Raw genomic sequence first — 26437 nt, 5'->3', positions numbered from 1 at the left:
CGCGGCCCTGGCCGCCATCGGCGACCGCCTGGACGAGGCGTCGTACATCCTCACCGACGCCGCCACCGAGCTGGCCTCCTACGCCGAGTCGGTGGACGCCGACCCGGCCAGGCTGGCCGTGATCCAGGAGCGCCGGTCCCTGCTCACACAGCTCTCACGCAAGTACGGCGAGACCACGGATCAGGTGCTGGCCTGGGCGGAGAACGCCGCCAAGCGCCTCGGGGAGCTGGACGGCGACGACGAGCGGATCGAGGGGCTGCGCGCGGAGGCCGAGGAGCTGTACGCGCGGCTGGACGAGGCCGCCACCGAGCTGACCGGGATCCGATCCGGCGCCGCCGAGCGGTTCGGCGCGGCGGTCACCGAGGAGCTGACCGCGCTGGCCATGCCGCACGCGCGGGTGAGCGTGCGCATCACCACGGGTGAGGAGTTCGGGCAGCACGGGCGCGACGAGGTCGAGCTCCTGCTGGCCCCGCACCCGAGTTCGCCGCCGCTGGCCCTGCACAAGGGGGCCTCGGGCGGTGAGCTGTCGCGGGTGATGCTGGCGATCGAGGTGGTCTTCGCCGGAGCGGACCCGGTCCCCACCTTCGTGTTCGACGAGGTGGACGCTGGTGTCGGCGGCAAGGCCGCGGTGGAGATCGGCCGGCGTCTGGCCCGTCTGGCCCGATTGGCGCAGGTGATCGTGGTCACGCACCTGCCGCAGGTGGCGGCCTTCGCCGACGCCCACCTGGTGGTGGAGAAGTCCACCGAGGGCCTGGTGACGGAGAGCGGCGTGGTCCGGCTGGACCGGGACGGGCGGGTGCGTGAGCTCTCACGGATGCTCGCGGGGCTGGAGGATTCCGAGCTGGGTCGGGCCCACGCGGAAGAGCTGATGAACAACGCCGATCCGGAGCGCGCCTACCCGGCTGGCTGACCCCGGTTGCGAGGACTGAGTCGCGGAGGTGGCCGTGCCCCTTGGGCGCGGCCACCGTCGGCGTCACGGCCTGGGTGGTTTGCCCAGAAAACGCCCGCCAGTCGACTGTAGTAACTTACCGTGTTCGAGTTCTGACAGTATGCCACCGATGAAGGTATCGGATGCGCTCAGAGCCACAATGCGATTCCGCCGTTCGCGAGCGGAAGCCCCCTTCGGGCTGGTTGCGCCCGTCCGTTCGGACCGCCGCACCAAGAACCTGACCAAGCGGCTGCGACCCGGCGACATCGCCGTGATCGACCACGTCGACCTTGACCGGGTCAGCGCCGAGGCCCTGGTGGGCTGCGGGGTCTCGGCGGTGCTCAACGTCGCCCGCAGTATCAGCGGGCGCTACCCCAACCAGGGGCCCGAGATGATCGTGGCCGCCGGTATCCCCCTGGTGGACGACGTCGACCCGGAGATCCTGACCCGCGTCCGTGACGGGGAACGGCTGCGGTTGGAGGGCGCTGTCCTCTACCGGGGCGACGAGGTCGTCGCCCGGGGGGTCCGTCAGGACAAGGAGAGCGTGGCCGACGCCATGGCCGGGGCACGCGCCGGGCTCGCCACCCAGTTGGAGGCCTTCGCGGCCAACACCATGGCCTACCTCCAACGCGAGCGCGACCTCCTGCTGGACGGCATCGGCATCCCCGTGATCGGCACCTCCATGGAGGGGCGCCACGTCCTGATCGTCGTGCGGGGCTACCACTACCGCGAGGACATCGTCGCGCTGCGGCCCTACATCCGCGAGTTCCGCCCGGTGATCATCGCGGTGGACGGGGGAGCCGACGCCGTGATGGAGGCCGGGTACCGTCCGGACATCATCGTCGGGGACTTCGACTCCGTCTCCGACCAGGCCCTGACCAGCGGCGCCGAACTCGTGGTGCACGCCTACCGCGACGGCCGCGCCCCCGGACTCCAACGGCTCACCGACCTGGGCCACGAGGCGGTGGTCTTCCCGGCCACCGGCACCAGCGAGGACGTGGCGATGATGCTCGCCGACGGCTCGGGTGCCAGCCTCATCGTCGCGGTGGGCACCCACGCCACCCTGGAGGAGTTCCTCGACAAGGGCCGGTCGGGGATGGCCAGCACCTTCCTCACCCGGCTCCGGGTCGGCGGGAAGCTGGTGGACGCCAAGGGCGTGAGCCGCCTCTACCGATCCCGCATCTCACCGTGGGCACTGCTCGGCCTGGTGGCCGCGTGCCTACTCACCATCCTGGTCGCCGCCTACAGCTCACCGGCCGGGCAGGTCTATCTCACCTTTCTCGCGGCGCGCTGGGACGCGTTCGTCTACTGGATGACGGGGCTGTTCACGTGATCGACTTCCGCTATCACCTCGTGTCCATCATCGCGGTGTTCCTCGCACTCACCGTTGGTCTGGTCCTGGGCACCACGATGCTCCAGGACCCGCTGCTCAACACCCTCCAGTCCGAGACGGCCGACCTGCGCGGGCAGAGCGAGGAGCTGCGCGCCGAGCGCGACGACTCCGAACTGCTCAACACCGGGGCGGACCAGTTCACCGACGCCGTCGCCGCCGACGTCCTGGAGGAGCGCCTGCTCGACCGCGAGGTGGTCCTGGTCGCGGCGCCCGGGGCGGACGAGGAGGTCGTGCAGGCCCTGGGCGGCCGCGTGGAGGAGGCCGGCGGTTCGGTCGCGGGCCGAGTGCTGTTCGAGGAATCGTTCCTGGACAGCGGCAGCTCCACCTTCGTCGACGAACTCGCCCTCCAGGTCGCCGCCGATCCGGGCGACCTCTCCGGCAACCCCTACGACAAGGCCGGAACCGCGCTGGGTCACGCGCTGGCGGTCCCGGACGAGGAGGGCGTCGAGGAATCCGCGGAGACCGAGGACGCCGAGGCGACCGAGGGCCGTGACAGGGACAACGACGACACCGAGGCCGACGGCGAGACCGACACCGGGGCCACGGACGCTCCGGACACCGGCCACGACGCCAGCGCCGTGCTGTCGGCCTTCTCTGAGGGCGGCCTGCTCACGGTCGAGGGTTCCCCGGCCGCGTCGGCCGACGCCCTGATCGTGGTGGCCCCCGCCAGCAACGCCCCCGAAGAGGACGCCGAACGCGTCAACACCGCCCTGAGCAGCCTCACCGCGGCGCTGCACCGGCAGGTCGGACCCACGGTCCTGGCCGGGGGAACCGACTCGGGCCGCCCTGGCGGGTTGGTGGCCCTCGCGCGCGACCAGGAACCGTCCCACGCCACCGTGGACGTGGTGGGGCGCTCCACCGGCGACGTGGTCGCCGTCCTCGCCCTGGCCGACTCCCTCGACGGCTCCGGCTCCGCCTACGGCATCGGTGAGGGTGTGGTCGGCTTCCTGCCCGACCCGCTGCCCGGACCGGTCGAGACCGCCGAGACCGAAGCCGACGCCGACGCCGAAGCCGAGGCGGTGGCCGAGTCCGGCAACGAGGACGAGGCCCGCCGCAGGGCGCCCCGGAGCGGAGAGTGAGGCCCGCGCGCACGCCCCGGGCGGCCGCGCCGCGCACCTCCGTGGTGTCGCAGGCGGCCCGAGGCCTGACCGGGGCCGTGCTCGGAGCCCTCGCCGCCCGATCCGCCTACCGGATGCTCGACCGGGACGGCGACCGCTCCCCGAGTTGGCAGCGCGTCAACTTCCGGGGCCGCACTGTCACCCTCAAGGAGGGCCCGGCCCTCGCCTCGGGGATCTGTGCCGCCTGCGTGCTCGCCCCCGGACTCACCCCGCGCGTGCGCGCGGCCACCTCCCTGGCCGCGGCGGCCTCGGCGGCCTTCGGCGCCTACGACGACCTGGCCGGGAACACCCGAGCCAAGGGGTTGCGCGGACACCTGGGCGCGCTCGCCCACGGGGAGGTCACCACCGGGACGGTCAAGATGGCGGGGATCGGAGCCACGGGGCTGGCCGCCGCCTCCCTGCTGCGCAGGGGGCCGCTGGACACCCTGGTGGACGGAGCCCTGATCGCGGCCAGCGCCAACCTGGTCAACCTCCTCGACCTGCGCCCCGGCCGGGCCGTGAAGTTCGCGCTGCTGGCCTCGGCCCCCGCGCTCGCCTCCCCGGCCGCACCGTTGGTGGGTCCGGTGCTGGGCGCCTCGGCCGCCCTGCTCCCCGACGACCTGGCCGAACGCTCGATGCTCGGCGACGCCGGGGCCAACGCGCTCGGCGCCGCCCTGGGCGTGGCCGCGGCGGCCCGCGCACCGCGACCGGTCCGCCTGGCCCTGCTCGGCGGGGTGGTCGGCCTGACCCTGGCCAGCGAGCGGGTCAGCTTCTCCCAGGTGATCGAGCGCGTGCCGCTGTTGAACCGGCTGGACCGGTGGGGGTGCGCGGACGCCGGTGCCGCCGGGCCCGATCGGCGAACGGCCGACCGCACTCCGTCCGGGGCTCCTTCGTCGGGCGGAACGGGACGCCGGCGGGGGGCGGCCCAGGACGGGCCGGAGCGCGTACCGCGGGCACGGCGCTCCGCCGCCTCACCGGCCCCGGGGTGACGCGCGGGGTCGCCACGGCGGCGGCGCTCATCGCGGTGGTCACCGTGGGCGCCCGTCTGGCCGGGTTCGGCCGCACCGTCGTCTTCTCCCAGACCGTCGGCGACACCTGCCTGGGCACCGCCTACGTCACCGCGAACCAGCTCCCTGCGGTGCTGTTCGAGATCGTCATCGGCGGAGCCCTGACCGCCATGGTCGTCCCCGTCCTGGCCGCCTCGGTCCAACGCGGCGACGACGACCAGGTCCGGCACACCGCCTCCGCGCTGGTCACCTGGGTGCTGCTGCTCTCCCTGCCGTTGGCCGCGCTGCTGGCGCTGGCCTCGGTCCCGGCGATGACCCTGCTGCTGGGCGCGGGGGCCGGCTGCGACCGCGCCGCCCTGGTCGGCCTGGCCGCCCGCATGCTGGTGGTGTTCGCTCCGCAGATCGTCTTCTACGGGCTCGCGGCGGTCCTCTACGGCGTCCTCCAGTCCCACCGCCGTTTCCTGGCCCCGGCCCTGGCGCCCCTGGTGTCCAGCCTGGTGGTCATCGCCGCCTACCTGGTGTTCGTGCCCCTGGGCGCCGACCACCGGCAGGACCTCGACGCCCTGCCGGTCTCCGCCGAACTCGTGCTCTCCCTGGGCACGACCGCAGGGGTGGTGGCGCTCTTCCTCACGGTGCTGGGACCGGCCGGGGGGCTGCGGCTGCGGTTGCGCCCCCGCCTGACCTTCCCCCCGGGTGTGGGTGCGCGCGTGCGTTCCCTGGCTCTGGCCTCGCTGCTGCCGCTGGTGGCCATGCAGGTGAGCCTGCTGCTCTCGGTGGCACTGGCCAACTGGGGCGGGGGAGCGGGCGCCTCCGTGCTCTACAGCTACGCGTGGGCGCTGTTCACCCTGCCCTACGGGGTGATCGCCGTTCCCATCGCGACCAGCGCGTTCACCCCGCTGGCGGTGGCCCACGCCGAGGGAGACCGGGACGGCTTCGCCCGGCTGCTCTCGGGCAGCGCGCGGGCCTGCGTGGTGATCACCGCGGGGGTGGGCACGGCCCTGGCTGCGGCGGCCGCACCGCTGGCGGCGGTCTTCGCCCAGGTGGAGCCCGCCCCGTTGGAACGCGCGCTGTTGACCTACGCCCCCGGGGTGGTGGGGTTCGCCCTGGTGGCGCTGCTCAGCCGGGCGCTGTACGCCTCCCACCACGGCCGTTCCGCGGCCACCGCGCAGGTCGTGGGCTGGCTGGTGGTGATGGCGTGTGCCGTGGGGCTGGTGTGGGCGCTGCCACCGGGGTGGTCCATCGCCGGGCTGGGCGCGGCGAGCACCACCGGACTCAGCCTGGCCGCCGTCCTGCTGTGCGGAGGGGTGGCGCGGGTCCACGGCACCGTCTCCCTGTCCGGCCTGGTCCGGTCCCTGTGCGCGGCGCTGGTCGCCGGCGTGGCGGGATGGCTGGTCGGGCGATGGACGGCCACGGCGATGGCGGGGTCCCCGGGGGGCGGGATCTGGTGGACGGCGCTCGTGGCCGTCGCCGCGGGATGCGCGGCGATGGCGGTCTTCGGGGCGGTGGCGGTCCTGGTGGACCGCTCCGCGCTGCGCACGGTGGCGGACCGTGCTCGGAACATTCGCGAACGAGGGAGGGCAACACGGTGAACGGCAGGATCGCGTTGGTCGTGGGGACGGTCAGCGGCGGGGTGGGCCGCCACGTGCGCTCGCTGGGTGAGGGGCTGATGAACCGGGGGTTCCGTGTGGCGGTGGTCGGACCGCCCTCGGCCGACCGGGAGTTCGGGTTCTCGTCGCTGGGCATGCGCTTCGCCCCGGTGCCGATCGGGCCCTCACCCTCCCCGGGCGACCCCGGGGTGGTGCTGCGCCTGCACTCGTTGTTGCGCGGGGCGGACGTGGTGCACGCGCACGGACTGCGGGCCGGAGCCCTGTGCGCGCTCGCCGGGGTGCGGCCGTTGGTGGTCACCGCGCACAACGCGCCGCCCGTGGTCGGGGGAGTCCTGGGCACGGTCTACCCCGTTCTCGAGCGGATCGTGGCCCACCGCGCGGAGGTGGTCCTGGGGGTCTCCGGGGACCTCGTGCGCAGGCTCTCGGCCGCGGGGGCGAAGGACGCCCGGATGGCCGTGGTGGCGGCCCCGGAGACGGGCACGCCGTTGAAGGGGCGTGAGGAGACCCGGGCGGACCTGGCGGTGGAGCCGGGCCGTCCGCTGCTGATGACGGTGGCCCGGCTCGCCGAGCAGAAGGGGCTGGACACCCTGTTGGCGGCGACCCCGGCGATCTCGAACCGGGTCCCCGAACCCGTGGTGGCCATCGCGGGGGACGGGCCGCTGTGGGGGGAACTGCACGACGCCGCCGCGGAGATGCGGGTGGACGTGCGCATGCTCGGACACCGGGGCGACGTGGCGGACCTGCTGGCCGCGGCGGACGTCTTCTGCCTGACGAGTCACTGGGAGGGCCCGTCGCTGGTCATCATGGAGGCCCTGCGAGCCGGGCTGCCGGTGGTCTCCACCAGAGTGGGCGGCATCCCCGACCTCTACGCGGGGACTGTGCTGATGGTGCCGCCCGGCGATCCCGCGGCCTTCGCGGCGGCGGTCGGCCGGGTGCTGGACGACCCGGACCTGGCCGCCGACCTGCGGGCCCGCTCCCGGGAGGCGGCGCGGAGGCTGCCCTCGGAGGAGGACGCGGTGGAGGCGGCGTGCGCGGTGTACAAGTCGGTGGCGCCCTGGTGACCGTCGCGGTGCGCCGGGCCCCCGAACGCGTCGCGGTGCGCCGGGGGACCGGTGCCCGCGGGACAGCACGGTCACACGTGGCACCGGATGTCCGGCGGGTGCGGATGATGTGTCTCCGGGGAGTGACGGGTACCGCCGCGCGGGTGACTTCCTCAGAGAGGAATTTGATGTCATGCTGAGAACCGGCTCGAATGGCGTAACCTGTACTGGTGCGCTCTACGCGCCTGCTTCACCACGTGAGGGGAGTATCCCTGTCGCGGCGGTGCCGTCATCACGGAGTACAACGACGTTCTCCCGGTTCCGTCGGTTCACGTTCTTAGGACGTGAGCGGGAGAGACCTCCGGTTATTCGCCGTGCGTGCAAAACGCTCGCGCGCACCAACCGGAGGAGAATCCGTCCGTGAACGTTCCCTTGTGGGTGTGGGCCGCCACCATCGCGGCCATGGTGCTGATCCTCGCCCTGGATCTCGTGATCGTCGACCACCCGTGGAGCAAGACCAAGGGTCCCAAGGAGTTCGGGATCAAGCAGGCCTCCTGGTGGGCCGTCTTCTACATCGGCATCGCCATCGTGTTCGGGTTCGGGGTCATGTACTTCGGCAACCCGACGGCGGGCGCCGAGTACTTTGCCGGGTTCGTCACCGAGAAGAGCCTGAGCATCGACAACCTCTTCGTGTTCTACCTTCTGATGACCGCGTTCGCGGTCCCGAAGAAGTACCAGCACGAGGTCCTGCTCGTCGGCATCGTCATCGCGATCATCATGCGCGGCTTCTTCATCGTGCTGGGCGCGCAGGTCATCAACGCCTGGAGTGAGGTCTTCTACCTCTTCGGCGTTTTCCTCATCTACACCGGCTACAAGATCGTCCGCGACCACGTCAAGGGCGACGACGAGGAGAAGGACTTCACGCAGACGCCGGTCGTGCGCCTGGTGAAGCGCTTCTGGCCCGTGACGAAGGACTACCACGGCGCCAAGCTCACCGTGAAGCTCGACGGCCGCCGCCACGTGACCCCGATGCTGCTGGTGATCGTCGCGATCGGCGTCATCGACCTCGTCTTCGCCGTCGACTCCATCCCGGCCATCTTCGGCCTCACGCAGGACGCCTACATCGTCTTCACCGCCAACGCCTTCGCCCTGATGGGGCTGCGCCAGCTGTACTTCCTGCTGGCCGGACTGATGGACCGCCTGGCCTACATCAGCTGGGGCCTGTCCGCGATCATGGTGTTCATCGGCGTGAAGATGATCCTGCACGCCCTGCACGAGAACGGTGTGCACGTCGTGGACATCGGCATCGGTACCTCGCTCACCGTCATCCTGGGCATCATGACCGTCACCATCGTCGGCAGCCTGGTCAAGTCCGGTATCGACCAGCGCCGCCGGGCCGAGGTCGAGGGCCAGGGCCGGGACACGGCCGACCGCTCCTGACCCCGGACCACTCCGTCCGCGGACGTTCCCGCGACCCGGTCCCGGGAACTGTGGAAACCAGCATCGTTCGAACGGTTGTTCGTTTATAGTGGTGGTGTCCCGGCGCTCACGCGTCGGGGCGCCACCATTTTCGCGCGGCGGAAGAAACGGCCCCGGGTGATCGTTAGTCTTGTCGAACGGGGAGTCGCCTCACCACTCCCCGACATCTCCTGAGCGGCCCGATTCCGGAGCCGCGGCGGCCCCGAGGGGTCCGCGACCGCCTCAACGCGAAGCCATACACGGGTCCACCGACGTCTCTCCGACGTGGTCCGCGCCTGTGCGTCAGAGCCGAAGGATGTCTCACTCGATGGTCGAACAACTCGTGGTCCGTGGAGCACGGGAGCACAACCTCAAGGACGTGTCGCTGGACCTGCCCCGCGACTCCATGATCGTGTTCACCGGCCTGTCAGGTTCGGGCAAGTCCTCGCTCGCCTTCGACACGATCTTCGCCGAGGGCCAACGCCGCTACGTCGAGTCCCTCTCGGCGTACGCCCGCCAGTTCCTGGGCCAGATGGACAAGCCCGACGTGGACTTCATCGAGGGCCTGTCCCCGGCGGTCTCCATCGACCAGAAGTCGACCAGCCGCAACCCGCGGTCCACGGTGGGCACCATCACCGAGGTCTACGACTACCTGCGCCTGCTCTGGGCCCGCGTGGGCGTTCCGCACTGTCCGGAGTGCCACCGCGAGATCGCCCGGCAGACGCCGCAGCAGATCGTCGACCGGGTCATGGAGATGACCGAGGGTACCCGCTTCCAGGTGCTCGCACCGGTCGTGCGCGGACGCAAGGGCGAGTACATCGAGCTCTTCAAGGACCTCCAGTCCAAGGGCTACACCCGCGCCGTCGTCGACGGCCAGTCGGTCCGGCTGGACGAGGCGCCCAAGCTCGGCCGCTACGACAAGCACGACATCGCCGTGGTCGTGGACCGGCTCAGCGTCAAGCCCGGAGCCAACGGGCGGCTCACCGACTCGGTGGAGACGGCGCTCAAGCTGGCTGGCGGCACCATCGTCCTGGACTTCGTGGACCTGGAGGCCGACGACCCCGAGCGGGAGAAGGTCTTCTCCGAACACCTCTACTGCCCCTACGACGACCTCTCCTTCGAGCAGCTCGAACCGCGCTCCTTCTCCTTCAACGCGCCCTACGGCGCCTGCCCCGACTGCTCCGGTCTGGGCACCCGCATGGAGGTCGACGCGAACCTGCTGGTCCCCGACCCCGAGAGGACCCTGGCCGAGGGCGCCATCGCCCCCTGGTCCGGCGGTCCCAACGGCGGCTACTGGGAGCGGATCCTCAAGGCGCTCGGCGAGGCCGTGGGGTTCGACACCGACACTTCCTGGGAGCGGCTGCCGCGCCGCGCGCGCAAGGCGATCCTGGAGGGCCACGACACCCAGGTGCACGTCAGCTACCGCAACCGGTACGGGCGCAACCGCTCCTACTACACCGAGTTCGAGGGCGTGATCCCCTGGGTGAAGCGCCGCCACTCCGAGGTGGAGAGCGACCACACCCGTGAGCGCCTCGAGGGCTACATGCGCTCGGTGCCCTGCCCCACCTGTGACGGCACCCGGCTCAAGCCGGTCGTCCTCGCGGTGACGGTGGGCGGCAAGTCCATCGCCGAGGTGGCCTCCATGGCGCTCGGCGACAGCGCCGCCTTCCTGGCCGGGCTCCGGCTCTCCGACCGCGACATGGTCATCGCCGCCCAGGTGCTCAAGGAGATCAACGCCCGGCTCGGCTTCCTGCTGGACGTGGGCCTGGACTACCTGAGCCTGGCCCGCTCCTCCGGCTCGCTCTCCGGCGGCGAGGCCCAGCGCATCCGGCTGGCCACCCAGATCGGCTCCGGCCTGGTGGGCGTGCTGTACGTCCTGGACGAGCCCTCCATCGGCCTGCACCAGCGCGACAACGCCCGGCTGCTGGAGACCCTCCAGCGGCTGCGCGACATCGGCAACATGCTCATCGTGGTCGAGCACGACGAGGACACCATCCGCGCGGCCGACTGGGTCGTGGACATCGGCCCCGGCGCCGGCGAGCACGGCGGGCACGTGGTGGTCTCGGGCATCGTGGACGAACTCCTCACCTCGGCCGACTCGCTCACCGGCGACTACCTGGCCGGACGACGTGCCATCGAGCTGCCCGCCACACGGCGCCCGCTGACCAAGGGGCACGAGCTGGTGGTCCGCGGCGCCCGTGAGAACAACCTGCACGGCATCGACGTCTCCTTCCCGCTGGGCGTGTTCACCGCCATCACCGGCGTGTCCGGTTCGGGCAAGTCCACGCTGGTCAACGAGATTCTGTACAAGGCCCTGGCCAAGGAGCTCAACGGGGCGCGCGACGTGCCCGGCCGCCACCTGCGGGTCAACGGGATGAACAAGGTCGACAAGGTGGTGCACGTCGACCAGAGCCCGATCGGCCGCACGCCGCGCTCCAACCCGGCCACCTACTCCGGGGTCTTCGACCACGTGCGCAAGCTGTTCGCGCAGACCACCGACGCCAAGACGCGCGGCTACCAGCCCGGCCGGTTCTCGTTCAACGTCAAGGGCGGCCGCTGCGAGGCCTGCTCGGGTGACGGAACGCTCAGGATCGAGATGCAGTTCCTGCCGGACGTGTACGTGCCCTGCGAGGTCTGCCACGGCGCCCGGTACAACCGCGAGACCCTCCAGGTGAAGTACAAGGGCAAGAACATCGCCGAGGTGCTGGACATGCCGATCTCGGAGGCCCTGGAGTTCTTCGAGCCGGTGAACGCGATCCGCCGCCACCTCCAGACGCTGGCCGACGTCGGTCTGGGCTACGTGCGGCTGGGCCAGCCCGCCACCACGCTCTCCGGAGGGGAGGCCCAGAGGGTGAAGCTCGCCGCCGAACTCCAGCGCCGCTCCACCGGCAGGACCGTGTACGTGCTCGACGAGCCCACCACCGGTCTGCACTTCGAGGACATCCGCAAGCTGCTGGGGGTCCTCAACCGGCTGACCGACACGGGGAACTCGGTGATCGTCATCGAGCACAACCTCGACGTCATCAAGACGGCCGACCACGTCATCGACATGGGCCCCGAGGGAGGGTCCGGCGGTGGCACGGTCGTGGCCGAGGGCACCCCCGAGGAGGTCGCCTCGGTCGCGGAGTCCTACACCGGACAGTTCCTCGCCAAGATGCTCTGACCGGATCCCCGACGATCCACCACCGGCCCCCGCACGGCACCGTGCGGGGGCCGCGTCGTGGAAGGCCCCGAGACGCCGGGCGGGGCGTGCGCGGCGGTCGGTACAGTCGGGGGTGCCAGGCCCGCATCCCCCGTCACTCCGGAGGTCGACCTCTCCCATGAACGCCTCACCGCACCCGAACGGTCACCAGTGGGGGACGCGACCGCCGCAGGACGGTCCGCCCGCACCGGGACCGGCCGGGACACCCGGACCCGAGGGCGGTTCGGCGGCGGGGCCCGTGCCACCGGCGGCCGGGGTCGTCCACCCGCTGGCGTCCTGGTGGGCGCGGGCGGCGGCCCGCTGCATCGACGCGGTCGTGATCGCGCTTCCGGCGCTCCTGATCAGCCTGGTCCTCGCGCTCACCTGGGCCGGGGCGCAAGTGGTCCTGGGCGGTTCCACCCAGGACCTGGACCACCGCTTCTGGTTCATCCTCTGGCCGGTCATGTTCGTCCTCCACACCGCCTACGAGACCTACGCCGTCTCCCGCTGGCAGCAGACCTACGGCAAGCGCAGGATGGGGCTGAAGGTGGCCCCGCTGGCCGCCCAGGGAGGGCTCGGCCCGATCCGCCTCTCCGCCGTCACCGTCCGCGCGGCCCTGTACGGCCTGCCGATCCTGCTGTTCTTCACACGCGGGCTCTGGTTCGTGTTCATCGCCGTGATGGCGCTGCTGATCGGCGGGATGGCCGCCTGGGACAGGCCGAACCGGCAGGGGCTGCACGACAGGATCGCGGGAACGGTGGTCCTCGACGTCGGGTCGCGGTGAGGCCCGCCCCCACCGTTCGTCTGGCAGGCTGTTGCCCATGATCGGACGACTGCGCGCAGTGACCATCGACTGCCCCGACCCCGGGGCCCTCGCCGACTTCTACTCGGAGCTCCTGGGGCTGCCCGTCACCCGTCGTGACCACGACTGGGCCGGGATCGGCGACGGGACCTGGCCCGTGATCGACTTCCAACGGGTGGACGACCACCGGGCCCCGGCCTGGCCCGACCCCGAGCGGCCCCAGCAGATGCACTTCGAGATCGTGGTCGCGGACATCGACGCCGCCCACGAGCGGGTCCTGGCCCTGGGCGCGCGTCCGCTGGCCGTCTCCGAAGAGAACCCCGACAACATGTACCGGGTCTACGCCGACCCCGCCGGCCACCCGTTCTGCCTGGAGTTCACGGCGTGACCGCAGGCCGCCAGCGGGCGGGTGGCCCTTCCCGCGCGAGCGCCCGGACGGTTCATCACGGCCGTCCCACCCGGAGTGAGCTTCGCCCGAACCGCGTGCGGCGGTCAGCTCACTGAGCCGAACCCGCTTCGCCGTCGCGTCCTCACGAGCATGCGAGGGCGACGTTCCTCTGCACCGCACCTGCTTCCACAGGACCCCGCCCGTGGGAGGGCCCGCCGCCGGGGGAGCACCCCCGGCGCTTCCGAGTAGGGGGCGGTGCGCGGCACCCGACCCGACCTACTACGATTCGTAGTGGAATTCAGGCGCAGGTGAGGAGCGTTCGGTCGTGGCTGGAACGAGGACATGCGGGTGCGGGTTGAGCAGNGGCGGGGGCGGCCGCCGCCGTGACCGCCGTGAGCGCCTGCGGTGAGCCTCCCAGCCCACAGGAGGTGCGCCGAGGGCACGTGGTCGGTCAGACCACCGACGTCCCCGAGGGCGGCGGGGCGGTGTTCAGCCACAGCAAGCTGGTGGTGACCCAGCCCGAGGAGGGCGAGTACAGGGCCTTCAGCGCGGCCTGCACCCACGGCGGCTGCACGGTCCAGGAGGTGGAGGACGAGCTCATCCGCTGCCTGTGCCACGGCAGCGAGTTCGACATCGCCTCGGGTGAGGTCGTGACGGGACCGGCCCAGGAGCCCCTGGAGGAGTTCACCGTCACCATCGACGGGACCGACATCGTCCTCGACTGACCGGGGTCACACACGACGGAGCCCCACCGGACAGCGTCCGGTGGGGCTCCGTCGTGTGCTCGGCGGGTCAGACCTCTTCGGGGTTGCCGGACTGCGCCGAACCGTTGCCGCTGTCGTGGACGGCGCCGGAGGCGGCGGCCGTGCGACGGAAGGCGGAGGTCGGGAACCGCGCGGCGTAGTCGGACTCGTCGTCCGCGCCACCGACGAACTCCGTCCGCTTGCGCGGCAGGGACTCGGGGTAGTTGGTGGCCAGCCAGGTGATCAGGTGCTCGCGGATCTCGCAGGCGATGTTCCACTGGTTGCCGGTGTCGGAGGCGGTGGCGACCACCCGGACCATGACCTCACCGGTTTCGGTGATGTCCACGACCTGGCAGGACCAGCTGCGCCCGTCCCAGAACCTGCTCGCGGTGATCAGGCGGCCGGTCTCCTCGCGCAGGTCGCCGATGGGCACCTCCCAGTCCAGGGGGAGCTGGACCTTCGCGGTGATGTTGGTCCCGGCCTTGGTCCAGTTCTCGAAGCTGGTGGTGGTGAAGTTGGCGACGGGGACCACGAGGCGGCGCTCGTCCCAGATCTTGATGGTGACGTTGACGAGGCTGAGCTCCTCGACGCGGCCCCACTCGCCCTCGACCACCACGACGTCGCCGATGCGCAGGGCGTCGCTGAAGGCCAACTGGAGCCCGGCGAAGAGATTGCCCAGGGTCGACTGGGCGGCGACACCGGCGACGATGCCGATCACACCGGCCGACGCCAGGAGCCCGGCTCCGAGTGCCTGGACCTCGGGGAAGGTGAACAGGATCGATGCGATGGCGAGGATCACGATGACCGAGGTGATCACCCGGCGCAGGAGGCGCACCTGGGTCTGGAGGCGGCGGGCCCGGCGGTCGGCGTCGCCGTTGCGCACCGAGAGCCGCTCCAGGACCATGTCCGTGGCCGCGTAGGCCAGGCTGATCCCCAGAGCGGTCAGGGTACCGATCATCAGGATCGTCATCGCGTGGTCGATGGTCTGGAACGTGCTCCAGGGCACGTCCCCCCGGCTGGGGAGCGCCAGGTTGGCACCGACGACCGCCGCCGCGGTGTACGCGGTGACCGCCGAGCGCGAGACCACGTAGCGGGCCATCGGCCAGACCTTGCCCAACTTGTGGTTGAGCAGCCACTGGAGTACGAAGACCAGGGCCATCGAGACCGCGACGGTGACGCCGATCGCGATCCATTGGGACGGATTCACGACGAAGTGCCCCCCTGTCGTTCATGTCGGGAAGTTCGGCTGTACCCGCCCAACCTAGACCATGCAGATATCCAATCGTGACGTTTGCTTGGACTGATCGTGCTGGAGTGACCCGCTCCACGGAGGCGCTCCGCACGGACAGGTGGCCGTCTGTCCCCGGGAGCGACCAGAATGGGGGTATGGCTGCGACTCCTCACCTGCGCCCCGCCCCCGGTTCCATCCCGACCGAGCCCGGTGTCTACCGATTCCTGGACGCCTCCGGCCGGGTCATCTACGTGGGCAAGGCCAAGAACCTGCGATCGCGGCTGTCCTCCTACTTCCGGGACTTCGCCGGACTGCACCCCCGTACCCAGCAGATGGTCTCCACCGCCGCCGACGTCGACTGGACGATCGTCGGCACCGAGGTCGAGGCCCTCCAGCTGGAGTACTCCTGGATCAAGCAGTACGACCCGCGATTCAACGTCAAGTACCGCGACGACAAGAGCTACCCCTACCTGGCGGTGACCCTCAACGAGGAGTTCCCCCGGGTACAGGTGATGCGGGGGGCCAAGCGCCGGGGCGTGCGCTACTTCGGCCCCTACTCGCACGCCTGGGCCATCCGCGAGACCGTCGACCTGCTGTTGCGGGTCTTCCCGGTGCGCACCTGCTCGGCCGGGGTCTTCCGGGGGGCCCGCAACAGCGGCCGCCCCTGCCTGCTCGGCTACATCGGCAAGTGCGTGGCGCCCTGCGTGGGCCGCGCCAGCCCCGAGGAGCACCGCGAACTGGCGGAGGACTTCTGCTCGTTCCTGGCCGGGGACACCGGTCGCTTCATCCGCCAACTGGAGGGCCGCATGACCGAGGCCGCCCAGGAGATGGAGTACGAGCGGGCCGCGCGCATCCGTGACGACATCGAGGCCCTGCGCGCCGCCCTGGAGAAGCAGGCGGTGGTGCTGCCCGACTCCACCGACTGCGACGTCATCGCGATGGCCGACGACCCCCTGGAGGCGGCGGTCCAGATCTTCCACGTCCGGGGCGGCCGGATCCGCGGTCAGCGCGGGTACGTGGTGGACAAGGTGACCGACGCCAGCCCCGGGGAGCTCATGCAGACCTTCCTGCGCCAGCTCTACGGCGCGCTGGACGGCGCTGAGGAGACCGAGGGAACCGGTACGTCGATCCCGCGCGAGGTCCTGGTCTCCCACGAGCCCGACGACCCCGACGCCGTGGCGAGCTGGCTGTCGGAGCACCGGGGCTCGGCGGTGGACCTGCGCGTGCCCCAGCGCGGAGACAAGAAGTCCCTCATGGAGACCGTGGACAAGAACGCCCGCGAGGCGCTGGCCCGGCACAAGACCCACCGCGCCGGTGACCTGAGCACCCGGGGCCGAGCCCTCAACGAGATCCAGGAGGCGCTGGACCTGTCCGAGGCTCCGCTGCGCATCGAGTGCTTCGACATCTCCAACCTCCAGGGCGAGCACGTGGTGGCGTCGATGGTGGTCTTCGAGGACGGCCTGGCCCGCAAGTCCGAGTACCGGCGCTTCTCCGTGCGCGGCAGCGGGGCCGGGGGAGCGGAGCAGCACGACGTGGCCGCCATGTACGAGGTGGTCAAACGCCGGTTCCGCCGCTACCTGGAGGAGAGCTCACGCACCGGTGAGGTGGCCCGCATGGGAGGACCCGAGGACCACGCGGCGGATAACGGTCCCGAGGTGCACGAGGTGACGGGCGGCAGCGGAGCCTCCGAGGAGCCCGCGCCCGGCAAGTTCGCCTATCCGCCTAACCTGGTGGTGGTGGACGGTGCCCGCCCGCAGGCGGAGGCCGCGCGGCGCGCGCTGGACGAACTCGGCATCGAGGACGTGGCGGTCTGCGGTCTGGCCAAGCGCCTGGAAGAGGTGTGGCTGCCCGACGACGAGGATCCGGTGATCCTCCCGCGCACCGGCGAGGGGCTCTACCTCCTCCAGCGCGTCCGCGACGAGGCCCACCGCTTCGCCATCCAGTACCACCGGCAAAAGCGCGCCAAGGCGCTCACCGGGAGCAGTCTGGACGAACTCCCGGGGCTGGGCCCGGCGCGCAGGACCGCCCTCATCAAGGAGTTCGGTTCGGTACGCAGACTCGCCTCGGCGAGCGTCGAGGAGATCGCGGAGGTACCCGGGATCGGTCCCAAACTGGCCGAGTCCGTGCACGCACATCTGTCCGGTGGCCCCGGCCGGAGGGATGGGGAGGGTGACGGGGCGACGGCAAGGCAAGGCACAGACGGGGGAGGAGACACATGACGGTCGAACTGGGTGGGGAGCTTCCGCCCGAGGTGGTCATCGTCACCGGGATGTCCGGTGCGGGTCGCAGCACGGCGGCCAGGGCCCTGGAGGACCTGGACTGGTTCGTGGTGGACAACCTGCCACCGGGCCTGCTGCCGACGATGATCGAGCTCGCCGGCCGCACCCACGGGGCGGTCCCCCGGGTCGCGGTGGTGGTGGACGTGCGTTCACTCGCTTTCACAGAGGACCTGCTGTCCACGGTGGAGGAGCTGCGCAAGCGCGACATCACCGCGCGGGTGCTCTACCTGGAGGCCGGGGACGACGCCCTGGTGCGCCGCTTCGAGGGGGTCCGCCGACCCCACCCCCTCCAGGGTGACGGCCGCCTGACCGACGGAATCGCGCGTGAGCGCGAGACCCTGCGCGCCATCCGGGGCGAGGCCGACCTGGTCATCGACACCTCGCAGCTCAACGTGCACCAGCTCAAGGCGCGGGTGATCGGGTTCTTCGGAGAGAGCGACGAGGTGCGCCCGCGCGCCAACGTGGTCTCCTTCGGCTTCAAGCACGGCCTTCCGGTCGACGCCGACCTCGTCCTGGACTGCCGTTTCCTGCCCAACCCCCACTGGGTGCCCGAGCTCAGGCCGATGAACGGCCGCGACGAGCCGGTCCGGGACTACGTCCTCTCGCAGGACGGCGCCCAGGAGATGTTGGAGGCGTACTCGGAGGTCCTGAAGCTGACCATCGCCGGTTACCAGCGCGAGGGCAAGCACTACATGACCCTCGCGGTGGGCTGTACCGGTGGCAAGCACCGCAGCGTGGCCATGGCGGAGCAGTTCGGCGACCGGCTGCGCGCGCAGGGCGTGGACGTGCACGTGGTCCACCGGGACGTGGGCCGGGAGTGACGCGCGTTCGAGGCGGCACCCGGGGGTTCGCGCCCCCGGGCCCGAGCCTCCGTGCGGTGTGGCTGTGGCCCGGGCCCGGCAGGCGGAGAGCGACCCCAGCGCCCCCGGCCGTCAGCGGTGCGGGGCCGGACGCGACCGCGCCGGGCTGGTCGCCCTGCTGCTGCTCTCCCTGGCGGAGGTCGAGGCCGACGCGATAGCCGACGACTACGAACTCTCCACCGCCGCTCTCGCGCCCCTCTTCGCCGCGATGGGGCAGGACGACCAGGGGCCGGTGATCGCGTCCCTGCTGGCCGACCGCGGACTGACGCCGCGCGGCAGCGTCCTCGACGTCCTGCGGGGCCTGGACGTGCCGGCCCGTCTCCTGGAGGCGGGCACCGACGAGGAGGACCTGGACCGGATCCGGGCCCGGCTCCTGGGCTGATCGGATCCCCGGGGAGCCCTCCACCCGGACGTCTCCCGAACGCACCGGGAGCCCAGGGCACCGATCCCATGTGACCCACGCCTCCGACACGCTCGTGCTCCGGCCGCTCACAGCTGGACGCGAGTCCCGCTGACATCCTGGTCCCCACTGACACGCGCCCGGCCCCGGGTGAACCGAATCGCCAATAATGGCGTCTTCCCTTACATTGGCCCGGTCATTGTTGGTGCCGGTCCGCGAAGGGGCCGGGACACGGCGGGCCGGGGGCGTGGGCCGGCCGTTCGCACGCCCCCACTCCGGGGCGGGCCGACGCGTCCGCCGGACACGGGACGAGGGGGCAGGCCAAAGGCATGTCGAACAGCACCGCTCCGGACGGGGACGACGCCTCACGGCCGCCCCGGGTGGTCGCGCTGGGGGGCGGGCACGGCCTGCACGCCTCCCTGTCGGCGCTGCGCAGGGTGACCACGGACGTCACCGCCATCGTGACGGTCGCCGACGACGGCGGCTCCAGCGGCCGTCTGCGCGAGGAACTGGGCGTGCTGCCGCCCGGGGACCTGAGAATGGCCCTGGCCGCGCTGTGCGGGGACGACGAGTGGGGGCACACCTGGAGCCAGGTGCTCCAGCACCGCTTCCGTTCGGAGGGGGACCTGCACGGCCACGCGGTCGGCAACCTGCTGATCGTCGCCCTGTGGGAACTGCTCGGTGACTCGGTGGCGGGTCTGGACTGGGTGGGGCAGCTGCTGGGCGCCCACGGCCGGGTACTGCCGATGTCGTCGGTCCCGCTGGAGATCTCCGCGGAGGTGTCCGGGATCGACCCGGACAAGCCCGACGCGCTCACCACGGTGCGCGGGCAGGTGGCGTGCGCCAGCACCAGCGGCCGGGTGCGCTCGATCTCGTTGATCCCCGAGGACCCCCCGGCCAGCCCGCAGGCGGTCAAGGCCGTGCGGGAGGCCGACTGGGTGGTCTTCGGCCCCGGTTCCTGGTTCACCAGCGTGCTGCCGCACCTGCTGGTCCCCGAACTGGCCCACGCCCTGGTCACCACTCGGGCCAAGCGGCTGGTCGTGCTCAACCTGTCGCCCCAGCAAGGGGAGACCGACGACTTCCGTCCCGAGACCTACCTCGAGGTGCTGAACGAGCACGCGCCCAAGCTGGGGGTGGACGTGGTCCTGGCCGACACCGGAACGGTGGAGGAGGTCGGCCCGCTCCTGTCCGCCGCCCACCAGCTGGGCGGGCGGCTCGAACTGGCCGACCTGAGCCGGGGGGACGGCTCCCCGCGCCACGACGCCGAGAAGCTGGCCGCCGCCCTGGAGCGCGTCCTGGAGGTCTGACCCGCACGCGCGGAGTACGGCCACCCGTGTTGTTGGTGCCGTGCTGGGGTCCCCGTGACCGGGGACGGGGAAGGGTGGTCGCATGGCTGATCACCGCATCCACCTGGAACGCGTCTACGACGAGGTCCGCGCCGAGGAGCACCCCGGGCAGGGGGAGGAACCCCCGCCCGGGCCGCGGTTCCTCGTGGACCGCCTCTGGCCCCGAGGGGTGAGCAAGAGCGCGGTCGCCGGGGACGAGTGGGTCAAGGACGCCGCGCCCAGTCCGCACCTGCGCACCTGGTTCGGGCACGACCCGAGCCGTTTCGAGGAGTTCGCCCGCCGCTACCGGGCCGAACTGGAGGCCCACCCGGAGGTCCTGGAACCCCTCCTCGACGCGGCCCGGAAGGGGCCCGTCACACTCCTGTACGCGGCCAAGGACACCGAGCACAACCACGCCGTCGTCCTGAGGGACCACCTGGAGTCGCTCCTGGACCCCTCCTCGGGGTCGGGGAGCAATTGACCGCACACCGTCACGAAGGGCGACACGCCGCCTGTGAGCTGGGCTTGAGGAAGTGCGACACGCCGTGCGGGGGTCGGCGTAAAGGCGCGCGTCACGTAGTCTGCACCGAGAAAGCCGCCCGGGGGTGACCCTGGGCGGCGCCCCGGCGCCCGGGTGTGCGGCGCCGGTGTTCTGCCAGTTCAAGGGGAGGATCGCAGCGATGGCGATGACCGGCGTGGTGAAGGATGAGCTGAGCCGACTGGCGATCCTCAAGCCATGCTGCCGCAAGGCGGAGGTGTCCACCATCCTGCGGTTCACCGGTGGCCTGCACCTCGTGGGCGGCCGGATCGTGATCGAGGCCGAACTCGACACGGGCGCGGCCGCGCGGCGGCTGCGCAAGGACATCTCGGAGGTCTTCGGACACGAGTCCGAGGTGGTCGTGCTCTCCCCGAGCGGACTGCGCAAGGGCAACCGGTACGTGGTGCGGGTGATCAAGGACGGTGAGTCCCTGGCCCGCCAGACAGGTCTGGTCGACAACAACGGCCGCCCGGTGCGCGGCCTGCCCCGTCACGTGGTGGCGGGCGGGGCCTGCGACTCCGAGTCCGCGTGGCGCGGCGCCTTCATCGCGCACGGCTCCCTGACCGAGCCGGGCCGGTCCATGTCGCTGGAGGTCACCTGCCCCGGTCCGGAGGCGGCGCTGGCCCTGGTCGGCGCGGCCCGTCGGCTCAAGGTGCACGCCAAGGCCCGTGAGGTGCGCGGTGTGGACCGCGTGGTGGTGCGCGACGGTGACTCCATCGGCGCGCTGCTGACCCTGCTGGGCGCCCACCAGAGCGTCCTGGCCTGGGAGGAGCGCCGGATGCGCCGGGAGGTGCGGGCCACCGCGAACCGGCTCGCCAACTTCGACGACGCCAACCTGCGGCGCAGCGCCCGGGCGGCGGTCGCCGCGGGGGCGCGGGTGGAGCGGGCCCTGGAGATCCTGGGGGAGGACGCCCCCAAGCACCTGGTGGCCGCCGGTCAGCTGCGGCTGGCCCACAAGCAGGCCTCCCTGGAGGAGCTGGGACAGCTCTCGGTTCCGCCACTGACCAAGGACGCCATCGCCGGGCGCATACGCAGGCTGCTGGCGATGGCCGACAAGCGGGCCAGTGACCTGGGCATCGAGGGCACAGAGGCGAACCTCACTCCCGACATGCTGGTTCCCTGACCGGTTGTGGGGCACAACCACGCCGGAACACGACCGTCACACCGATGTTCGGCTTTGTTAACTGGGAAAACTCCCGGATAACTTCCGAAAATGGTATAGACCTCTCAGCTTTGCGGTGCCAGGATGGTCGCGAATCCGCGAGGGGACGACGGGTCGCCGGACGGGGGTGAGAACGGCTCCCCGCCGACACTCCGATAGGCTCTTTGTGAACACCTGTTACGCGTTCACGCTGTTCAACACGGTCGCGCCGACCCCACAGGTCCGGTGCCCCGGAACAGCCACACGCTCGGGTGAAACTGCTGTGCGACATATGAGGAGATTGGTTCCGTGACCATCCGTGTAGGCGTCAACGGCTTCGGTCGGATCGGCCGCAACTTCTGGCGCGCGGTCGCCGCTGGCGGCAGCGACATCGAAATCGTCGCGGTCAACGACCTCACCGACACCAAGACGCTCGCGCACCTGCTCAAGTACGACACCGTGCTCGGCACCCTCGAGGGCGACGTCGAGGTCGGTGACGACTTCATCCGCGTCGGCGACAAGAACATCAAGGTCCTCGCCCAGCGCGACCCGGCCCAGCTGCCCTGGGGCGAGCTGAACGTCGACGTCGTCGTCGAGTCCACCGGTATCTTCACCAAGGCCGAGGACGCCCGCAAGCACATCAGTGCCGGTGCCAAGAAGGTCATCATCTCCGCCCCGGCCAAGGGCGAGGACATCACCATCGTGATGGGCGTCAACGACGACAAGTACGACGCCGCCAACCACGACATCATCTCCAACGCCTCCTGCACCACCAACTGTGTGGCGCCCATGGCGAAGGTGCTCAAGGACAACTTCGGTGTCCAGCAGGGCTTCATGACCACGGTCCACGCGTACACGAACGACCAGGTCATCCTGGACTTCCCGCACAAGGACCTGCGTCGCGCCCGCGCCGCCGCGCAGAACATCATCCCGACCAGCACGGGTGCCGCCAAGGCCACCGCCCTGGTCATCCCCGAGCTCGCGGGCAAGCTGGACGGCATGGCCATGCGCGTCCCCGTGCCGGACGGCTCCGCCACCGACCTGGTCGTCACCGTGGACCGTGAGGTCACCAAGGACGAGGTCAACGCCGCGTTCAAGGCCGCGGCCGAGGGTCCGCTCAAGAACGTCCTGGTCTACACCGAGGACGAGATCGTCTCCTCCGACATCGTCGGCACCTCGCCCTCCTGCACCCTGGACGCCGGGATGACCATGGTCGCCGGCAACCAGGTCAAGATCCTGGGCTGGTACGACAACGAGTGGGGTTACTCCAACCGCCTGGTCGACCTGGCCAAGCTGGTCGGCTCCAACCTGTGACCAACGGGTCCTGACCCGTGGCCGCGCACGCGTGACCCGGCACCCCTTCCGCCCAGGCGCGGTGGGGGTGCCGTCGCGTGCGCACCCCTCCAGCCCCAGACTTCGACACCCCAACGAGGAGACCAGCATGCGGACGATCGACGACCTCGACGTCTCCGGCAAGCGCGTGTTCGTCCGGGCCGACCTGAACGTGCCCCTGGACGGTGACCGCATCACCGACGACGGGCGCATCCGCGCGGCCCTGCCGACCATCGAGAAGCTTCGTGAGCGCGGCGCCCGCGTCATCGTCGCCGCCCACCTGGGCCGCCCCAAGGGCGCCCCGGACCCCCAGTACTCCCTGCGCCCCGTCGCCGCCCGGCTCGGCGAGCTGCTCGGCACGGAGGTGGCCTTCGCCGCCGACACCGCCGGCGAGTCCGCCCGCGCCACCTCCGCCGCCCTCGGGGACGGAGACGTCGCGCTGCTGGAGAACGTGCGCTTCGAGCCCGGAGAGACCAGCAAGGACGACGCCGAGCGCGGCGAACTCGCCGACCGCTTCGCCGAGCTCGCCGACCTGTACGTGGGCGACGCCTTCGGCGCCGTGCACCGCAGGCACGCCAGCGTCTACGACCTGCCCGGCAAGCTCCCGCACGCCGTCGGCGGCCTCGTGCTGACGGAGGTCGAGGTGCTCAAGCGGCTCACCGAGAACCCCGAGCGCCCCTACGTGGTGGCGCTGGGCGGCTCCAAGGTCTCCGACAAGCTCGCCGTGATCGACAACCTCCTGGGCACCGCCGACCGCCTGCTCATCGGCGGCGGCATGGTGTTCACGTTCCTCAAGGCCAAGGGCTACGAGGTCGGCTCCAGCCTGCTGGAGACCGACCAGCTCGACACCGTGCGCGGCTACCTGGAGCGAGCCGAGCGCGAGGGCGTGGAGATCGTCCTGCCCGTGGACGTCGTGGCCGCAGAGAAGTTCGCCGCCGACGCTCCGCACGCCGACGTGGACGTCGACGCCATCCCGGCCGACCGGATGGGTCTGGACATCGGCCCGAAGAGCCAGGAACTGTTCGCCGCGAAGCTGGCCGACGCCAGGACCGTGTTCTGGAACGGCCCGATGGGCGTCTTCGAGATGGCCCCTTACGCGGGCGGAACGCGGGCCCTGGCCCAGGCCCTCGTCGACTCGGACGCCCTCACCGTCGTCGGTGGCGGCGACTCCGCCGCCGCCGTGCGCTCCCTGGGCTTCGACGAGGCGGCCTTCGGTCACATCTCCACCGGTGGCGGCGCCAGCCTGGAGTACCTGGAGGGCAAGGACCTCCCCGGCATCGACGCCCTCGCCTGAGTGGAGTGATCGCCCTGCGCCTCCGCTTCGCTGTGGCGCGTGTTCGGGCGCCCGGAGAGGCGGGAACCCTCTCGGCGCCCGAACGAAGACCCCTCGCGCCTCCGCCCCGCTGCGGCGGCGCACACACAAGCCCTCTCCGACGATTGTGAAGTGAGTCAAGGATGACCAAGCGCCAGCCGCTCATCGCGGGCAACTGGAAGATGAACAACAACCACTTCGAGGCGATCGCGCTCGTCCAGAAGCTGGCCTTCGCCCTGAACGACAAGGACTACGACAACGCCGAGGTCGTCGTCCTGCCGCCGTTCACCGACATCCGCAGCGTGCAGACGCTGGTGGACGGGGACAAGCTGCGCATCCGGTTCGGCGCGCAGGACATCTCCGCCCACGACAAGGGCGCCTACACCGGTGAGATCTCCGGTTCGATGCTCGCCAAGCTGGAGTGCTCCTACGTGCTGGTGGGCCACTCCGAGCGCCGCGAGTACCACAACGAGGACGACGCCCTGGTGAACGCCAAGGTGAAGGCCGCCTACAAGAACGACATCGTTCCGCTCCTGTGCGTGGGCGAGGGCCTCGAGGTGCGCAAGGCGGGTCAGCAGGTCGAGCACGTCCTCGCCCAGCTGGACGGCGCCCTCAAGGAGATCCCGGCCGAGCAGGCCGAGCGGATCGTCATCGCCTACGAGCCCGTCTGGGCCATCGGCACCGGCGAGGTCGCCACCCCCGAGGACGCCCAGGAGGTGTGCGCCGCGATCCGCGTCCGCCTGGCCGAGCTGTACTCCGCCGAGCTGGCCGACGCCGTCCGCGTGCTCTACGGGGGTTCGGTCAAGGGCGACAACGCCCCCGGCATCATGGCCAAGGCCGACGTCGATGGCGCCCTGGTCGGCGGTGCCTGCCTGAAGGCCGACGAATTCGCCAAGGTGATCCGTTTCGGCGAGAACGGCTGACCAAACGTCTCGTGGACCGGGCCCGTCACTCTCCGACGTCCAGGGGTGACGGGCCGGGTGCCCGACGGGTGCCCTGTTCGGGCTAGACTTCGCTGTGGGGATCCCCCTGTCCTGAGGTTTCCCCACCCGTGCCGACACCGGCACGGTAAAATCCGAAAACGTCCCCGGTCTCCTCCTTCCGTGACCCGCTCCGGACCGACGCCTCCCGTCGGTCCTGGTCCGGGCGGGAAAAGGGGGATCGAGGTGTCCATTCCCCCCTGCTGCGGGGTCGAGCTACGGGTGAGCGTGTGATCCTCGGTCTGTCCATCTTCGTGATGCTTCTCAGTGTGCTGCTGGTCCTCCTCGTGCTGATGCACAAGGGGAAGGGCGGTGGCCTGTCCGACATGTTCGGCGGCGGTGTCACGTCCTCGCTCGGCGGTTCGTCCGTGGTCGAGCGCAACCTCGACCGGATGACCATCGGGATCGGGATCACGTGGATCGTGACGATCGTCATCCTCGGTCTGCTGATCAACCGGGGAATGTAGCGCGCCGACCGGCCGCAGACCCCTCGTCCAAGACAATCTCGCCCAAGTCAGGCAGCGAGTTCGCTGAAGGAGTATTTCGTGGGTAGTGGCAGCGCCATCCGTGGCAGCCGAGTCGGAGCTGGCCCTATGGGCGAGGCGGAGCGGGGCGAGGCCGCTCCCCGCGTCCGGGTCCCGTTCTACTGTGCGAACCTGCACGAGGTCATTCCCAGCTTCGCCAGCGAGGCCGCCGTTCCCGACGAGTGGGACTGCCCGCGCTGCGGTTTCCCCGCGGGCAAGGACAAGGCCAACCCGCCGTCGCCGCCGCGCACCGAGCCGTACAAGACCCACCTGGCGTACGTGAAGGAGCGGCGCAGCGAGGAGGAGGGCAAGCTCATCCTCGACGAGGCGCTGGCCAAGCTCCGTGCCGACCGCGCCGCGGTCGAGGCCCACATGAAGGCCTCCCAGAACTAGATTTCCTCGGCTGGCCGTGTCCCAGCCGCGCAGGTTCCGTCGGGGCCCGCCACCGGTCACAGACCGGTCGCGGGCCCCGACGTATGTCAGGAGCACCTTCAGACATGAGGGAATGACATATCTTCTCATTCCGGAGACTGATGTGGCTGGTGGGAATTACGATACCGACACACACCCCCGAAGCCCCCTTCCTGAGGAGTTGGTGTCGATGTCAGCGTGCCCCACCGGCGGAGACCACGACTGGATTCTCGGCGACGACCGCAAGTTCCAGTGCGCCAAGTGCGGAGCTCAGAGCGCCAGGCGGTTCTGAAGGACCTCCCCGGGCCACACGGTGCCACGAGCCTCGGGCTCGTTCTTGGCCTCGGCCCTCCAGGTCACCGGCCCCCCAAGGCTCTCGGCCACGGTCGTGGCCCAACGCTCCAACGGCGCGAACCGCTCGGCCCCCTCCTCGTCGAGCATGGTCCGCCCCCGGTAGACG

At 71.0% G+C, this 26437-nt stretch carries 23 protein-coding genes and 1 pseudogene; 22 read left to right on the top strand and 2 right to left on the bottom strand.

Going from position 1 to position 26437, the window contains the following annotated elements; genetic code table 11:
- From D452_RS0122885 to D452_RS28800, 11 genes and pseudogenes are all read left to right on the top strand, one after another.
- Positions 1 to 910 (top strand): annotated as a pseudogene (locus D452_RS0122885) (DNA repair protein RecN); the annotation flags it as partial.
- A 178-nt stretch (positions 911 to 1088) separates the two neighbouring features.
- On the top strand, positions 1089 to 2261 hold the full coding sequence (steA, locus tag D452_RS0122880; protein ID WP_017546470.1) for a putative cytokinetic ring protein SteA: 1173 nt from the start codon (positions 1089 to 1091) through the stop codon (positions 2259 to 2261).
- Complete coding sequence (locus D452_RS0122875) at positions 2258 to 3400, top strand: copper transporter (RefSeq protein ID WP_017546469.1); 1143 nt, start codon at positions 2258 to 2260, stop codon at positions 3398 to 3400. Before steA ends, D452_RS0122875 begins: the two co-directional genes overlap by 4 nt.
- On the top strand, positions 3397 to 4407 hold the full coding sequence (locus D452_RS28805) for a hypothetical protein (protein WP_017546468.1): 1011 nt from the start codon (positions 3397 to 3399) through the stop codon (positions 4405 to 4407). Before D452_RS0122875 ends, D452_RS28805 begins: the two co-directional genes overlap by 4 nt.
- The gene (gene murJ / locus D452_RS0122865) at positions 4404 to 6014 is read left to right on the top strand and encodes a murein biosynthesis integral membrane protein MurJ (protein WP_026129596.1); all 1611 of its coding nucleotides are present in this window, start codon (positions 4404 to 4406) and stop codon (positions 6012 to 6014) included. Before D452_RS28805 ends, murJ begins: the two co-directional genes overlap by 4 nt.
- Entirely contained in the window at positions 6011 to 7093 is a 1083-nt protein-coding gene (locus D452_RS0122860; RefSeq protein WP_017546466.1) for a glycosyltransferase family 4 protein, read from the top strand. The genes murJ and D452_RS0122860 overlap by 4 nt, the downstream gene beginning before the upstream one ends.
- A gap of 399 nt (positions 7094 to 7492) precedes the next feature.
- Positions 7493 to 8512, top strand: coding sequence for a TerC family protein (locus D452_RS0122855; RefSeq protein WP_017546465.1), 1020 nt, complete (start codon positions 7493 to 7495; stop codon positions 8510 to 8512).
- A gap of 346 nt (positions 8513 to 8858) precedes the next feature.
- A complete protein-coding gene (gene uvrA, locus D452_RS0122850; protein WP_017546464.1) occupies positions 8859 to 11693 on the top strand; it encodes an excinuclease ABC subunit UvrA in 2835 nt (944 codons plus the stop codon).
- Positions 11694 to 11850: 157 nt separating this feature from the next.
- Entirely contained in the window at positions 11851 to 12495 is a 645-nt protein-coding gene (locus D452_RS0122845) for an RDD family protein (protein ID WP_017546463.1), read from the top strand.
- A gap of 37 nt (positions 12496 to 12532) precedes the next feature.
- Positions 12533 to 12901 carry a VOC family protein gene (locus D452_RS0122840; RefSeq protein ID WP_026129595.1) on the top strand — a complete coding sequence of 123 codons (369 nt, stop codon included), beginning with the start codon at positions 12533 to 12535 and terminating at the stop codon, positions 12899 to 12901.
- A gap of 383 nt (positions 12902 to 13284) precedes the next feature.
- A complete protein-coding gene (locus D452_RS28800; RefSeq protein WP_083927596.1) occupies positions 13285 to 13626 on the top strand; it encodes a Rieske (2Fe-2S) protein in 342 nt (113 codons plus the stop codon).
- A 67-nt stretch (positions 13627 to 13693) separates the two neighbouring features.
- On the opposite strand, the gene D452_RS0122830 is transcribed toward D452_RS28800, so the two are convergent.
- Positions 13694 to 14803 carry a mechanosensitive ion channel family protein gene (locus D452_RS0122830; protein ID WP_083927597.1) on the bottom strand — a complete coding sequence of 370 codons (1110 nt, stop codon included), beginning with the start codon at positions 14801 to 14803 and terminating at the stop codon, positions 13694 to 13696.
- Between the two features lie 227 nt (positions 14804 to 15030).
- On the opposite strand from D452_RS0122830, the gene uvrC reads away from it, so the two are divergent.
- The 11 genes from uvrC to D452_RS0122775 all read left to right on the top strand — a co-directional run bounded on the left by uvrC (position 15031) and on the right by D452_RS0122775 (position 25959).
- Positions 15031 to 17094 (top strand): excinuclease ABC subunit UvrC, encoded by a 2064-nt coding sequence (gene uvrC / locus D452_RS0122825; RefSeq protein WP_017546459.1) that lies wholly within the window; start codon positions 15031 to 15033, stop codon positions 17092 to 17094.
- A complete protein-coding gene (rapZ, locus tag D452_RS0122820; protein WP_017546458.1) occupies positions 17091 to 17975 on the top strand; it encodes an RNase adapter RapZ in 885 nt (294 codons plus the stop codon). The genes uvrC and rapZ overlap by 4 nt, the downstream gene beginning before the upstream one ends.
- A 64-nt stretch (positions 17976 to 18039) precedes the next feature.
- Positions 18040 to 18396 carry a tyrosine-protein phosphatase gene (locus tag D452_RS29905; RefSeq protein ID WP_017546457.1) on the top strand — a complete coding sequence of 119 codons (357 nt, stop codon included), beginning with the start codon at positions 18040 to 18042 and terminating at the stop codon, positions 18394 to 18396.
- A 347-nt stretch (positions 18397 to 18743) separates the two neighbouring features.
- Positions 18744 to 19721, top strand: coding sequence for a gluconeogenesis factor YvcK family protein (locus D452_RS0122810; RefSeq protein ID WP_017546456.1), 978 nt, complete (start codon positions 18744 to 18746; stop codon positions 19719 to 19721).
- Positions 19722 to 19803: 82 nt separating this feature from the next.
- Positions 19804 to 20220, top strand: coding sequence for a DUF488 domain-containing protein (locus D452_RS0122805; protein ID WP_017546455.1), 417 nt, complete (start codon positions 19804 to 19806; stop codon positions 20218 to 20220).
- Between the two features lie 199 nt (positions 20221 to 20419).
- Entirely contained in the window at positions 20420 to 21400 is a 981-nt protein-coding gene (gene whiA / locus D452_RS0122800; RefSeq protein WP_017546454.1) for a DNA-binding protein WhiA, read from the top strand.
- A gap of 327 nt (positions 21401 to 21727) precedes the next feature.
- Positions 21728 to 22732 (top strand): type I glyceraldehyde-3-phosphate dehydrogenase, encoded by a 1005-nt coding sequence (gene gap / locus D452_RS0122795; protein ID WP_017546453.1) that lies wholly within the window; start codon positions 21728 to 21730, stop codon positions 22730 to 22732.
- Positions 22733 to 22859: 127 nt separating this feature from the next.
- A complete protein-coding gene (locus tag D452_RS0122790; RefSeq protein WP_017546452.1) occupies positions 22860 to 24044 on the top strand; it encodes a phosphoglycerate kinase in 1185 nt (394 codons plus the stop codon).
- A 161-nt stretch (positions 24045 to 24205) separates the two neighbouring features.
- Positions 24206 to 24985: a triose-phosphate isomerase gene (gene tpiA, locus D452_RS0122785; protein WP_017546451.1), complete on the top strand. Its 780-nt coding sequence runs from the start codon at positions 24206 to 24208 to the stop codon at positions 24983 to 24985.
- A gap of 287 nt (positions 24986 to 25272) precedes the next feature.
- Positions 25273 to 25509, top strand: coding sequence for a preprotein translocase subunit SecG (gene secG, locus D452_RS0122780; protein WP_017546450.1), 237 nt, complete (start codon positions 25273 to 25275; stop codon positions 25507 to 25509).
- A 78-nt stretch (positions 25510 to 25587) separates the two neighbouring features.
- Positions 25588 to 25959 (top strand): RNA polymerase-binding protein RbpA, encoded by a 372-nt coding sequence (locus tag D452_RS0122775; RefSeq protein WP_083927594.1) that lies wholly within the window; start codon positions 25588 to 25590, stop codon positions 25957 to 25959.
- 288 nt (positions 25960 to 26247) lie between these two features.
- On the opposite strand, the gene D452_RS0122770 is transcribed toward D452_RS0122775, so the two are convergent.
- Positions 26248 to 26437: hypothetical protein (locus D452_RS0122770; RefSeq protein ID WP_017546448.1), on the bottom strand; the 190-nt coding region annotated here is incomplete at its 5' end.

The organism is Nocardiopsis prasina DSM 43845 (genome assembly GCF_000341265.1).
Lineage (GTDB): Bacteria > Actinomycetota > Actinomycetes > Streptosporangiales > Streptosporangiaceae > Nocardiopsis > Nocardiopsis prasina.
This window is presented reverse-complemented; position numbering and strand designations above follow the sequence as displayed.

Coding starts and splice junctions, on each gene's coding strand:
- steA (WP_017546470.1), top strand. CDS start 1,089: ATGCGATTCCGCCGTTCGCGAGCGGAAGCCCCCTTCGGGCTGGTTGCG.
- uvrA (WP_017546464.1), top strand. CDS start 8,859: ATGGTCGAACAACTCGTGGTCCGTGGAGCACGGGAGCACAACCTCAAG.
- D452_RS0122845 (WP_017546463.1), top strand. CDS start 11,851: ATGAACGCCTCACCGCACCCGAACGGTCACCAGTGGGGGACGCGACCG.
- D452_RS0122840 (WP_026129595.1), top strand. CDS start 12,533: ATGATCGGACGACTGCGCGCAGTGACCATCGACTGCCCCGACCCCGGG.
- D452_RS0122830 (WP_083927597.1), bottom strand. CDS start 14,803: ATGGCCCTGGTCTTCGTACTCCAGTGGCTGCTCAACCACAAGTTGGGC.
- uvrC (WP_017546459.1), top strand. CDS start 15,031: ATGGCTGCGACTCCTCACCTGCGCCCCGCCCCCGGTTCCATCCCGACC.
- rapZ (WP_017546458.1), top strand. CDS start 17,091: ATGACGGTCGAACTGGGTGGGGAGCTTCCGCCCGAGGTGGTCATCGTC.
- D452_RS0122810 (WP_017546456.1), top strand. CDS start 18,744: ATGTCGAACAGCACCGCTCCGGACGGGGACGACGCCTCACGGCCGCCC.
- D452_RS0122805 (WP_017546455.1), top strand. CDS start 19,804: ATGGCTGATCACCGCATCCACCTGGAACGCGTCTACGACGAGGTCCGC.
- whiA (WP_017546454.1), top strand. CDS start 20,420: ATGGCGATGACCGGCGTGGTGAAGGATGAGCTGAGCCGACTGGCGATC.
- D452_RS0122790 (WP_017546452.1), top strand. CDS start 22,860: ATGCGGACGATCGACGACCTCGACGTCTCCGGCAAGCGCGTGTTCGTC.
- tpiA (WP_017546451.1), top strand. CDS start 24,206: ATGACCAAGCGCCAGCCGCTCATCGCGGGCAACTGGAAGATGAACAAC.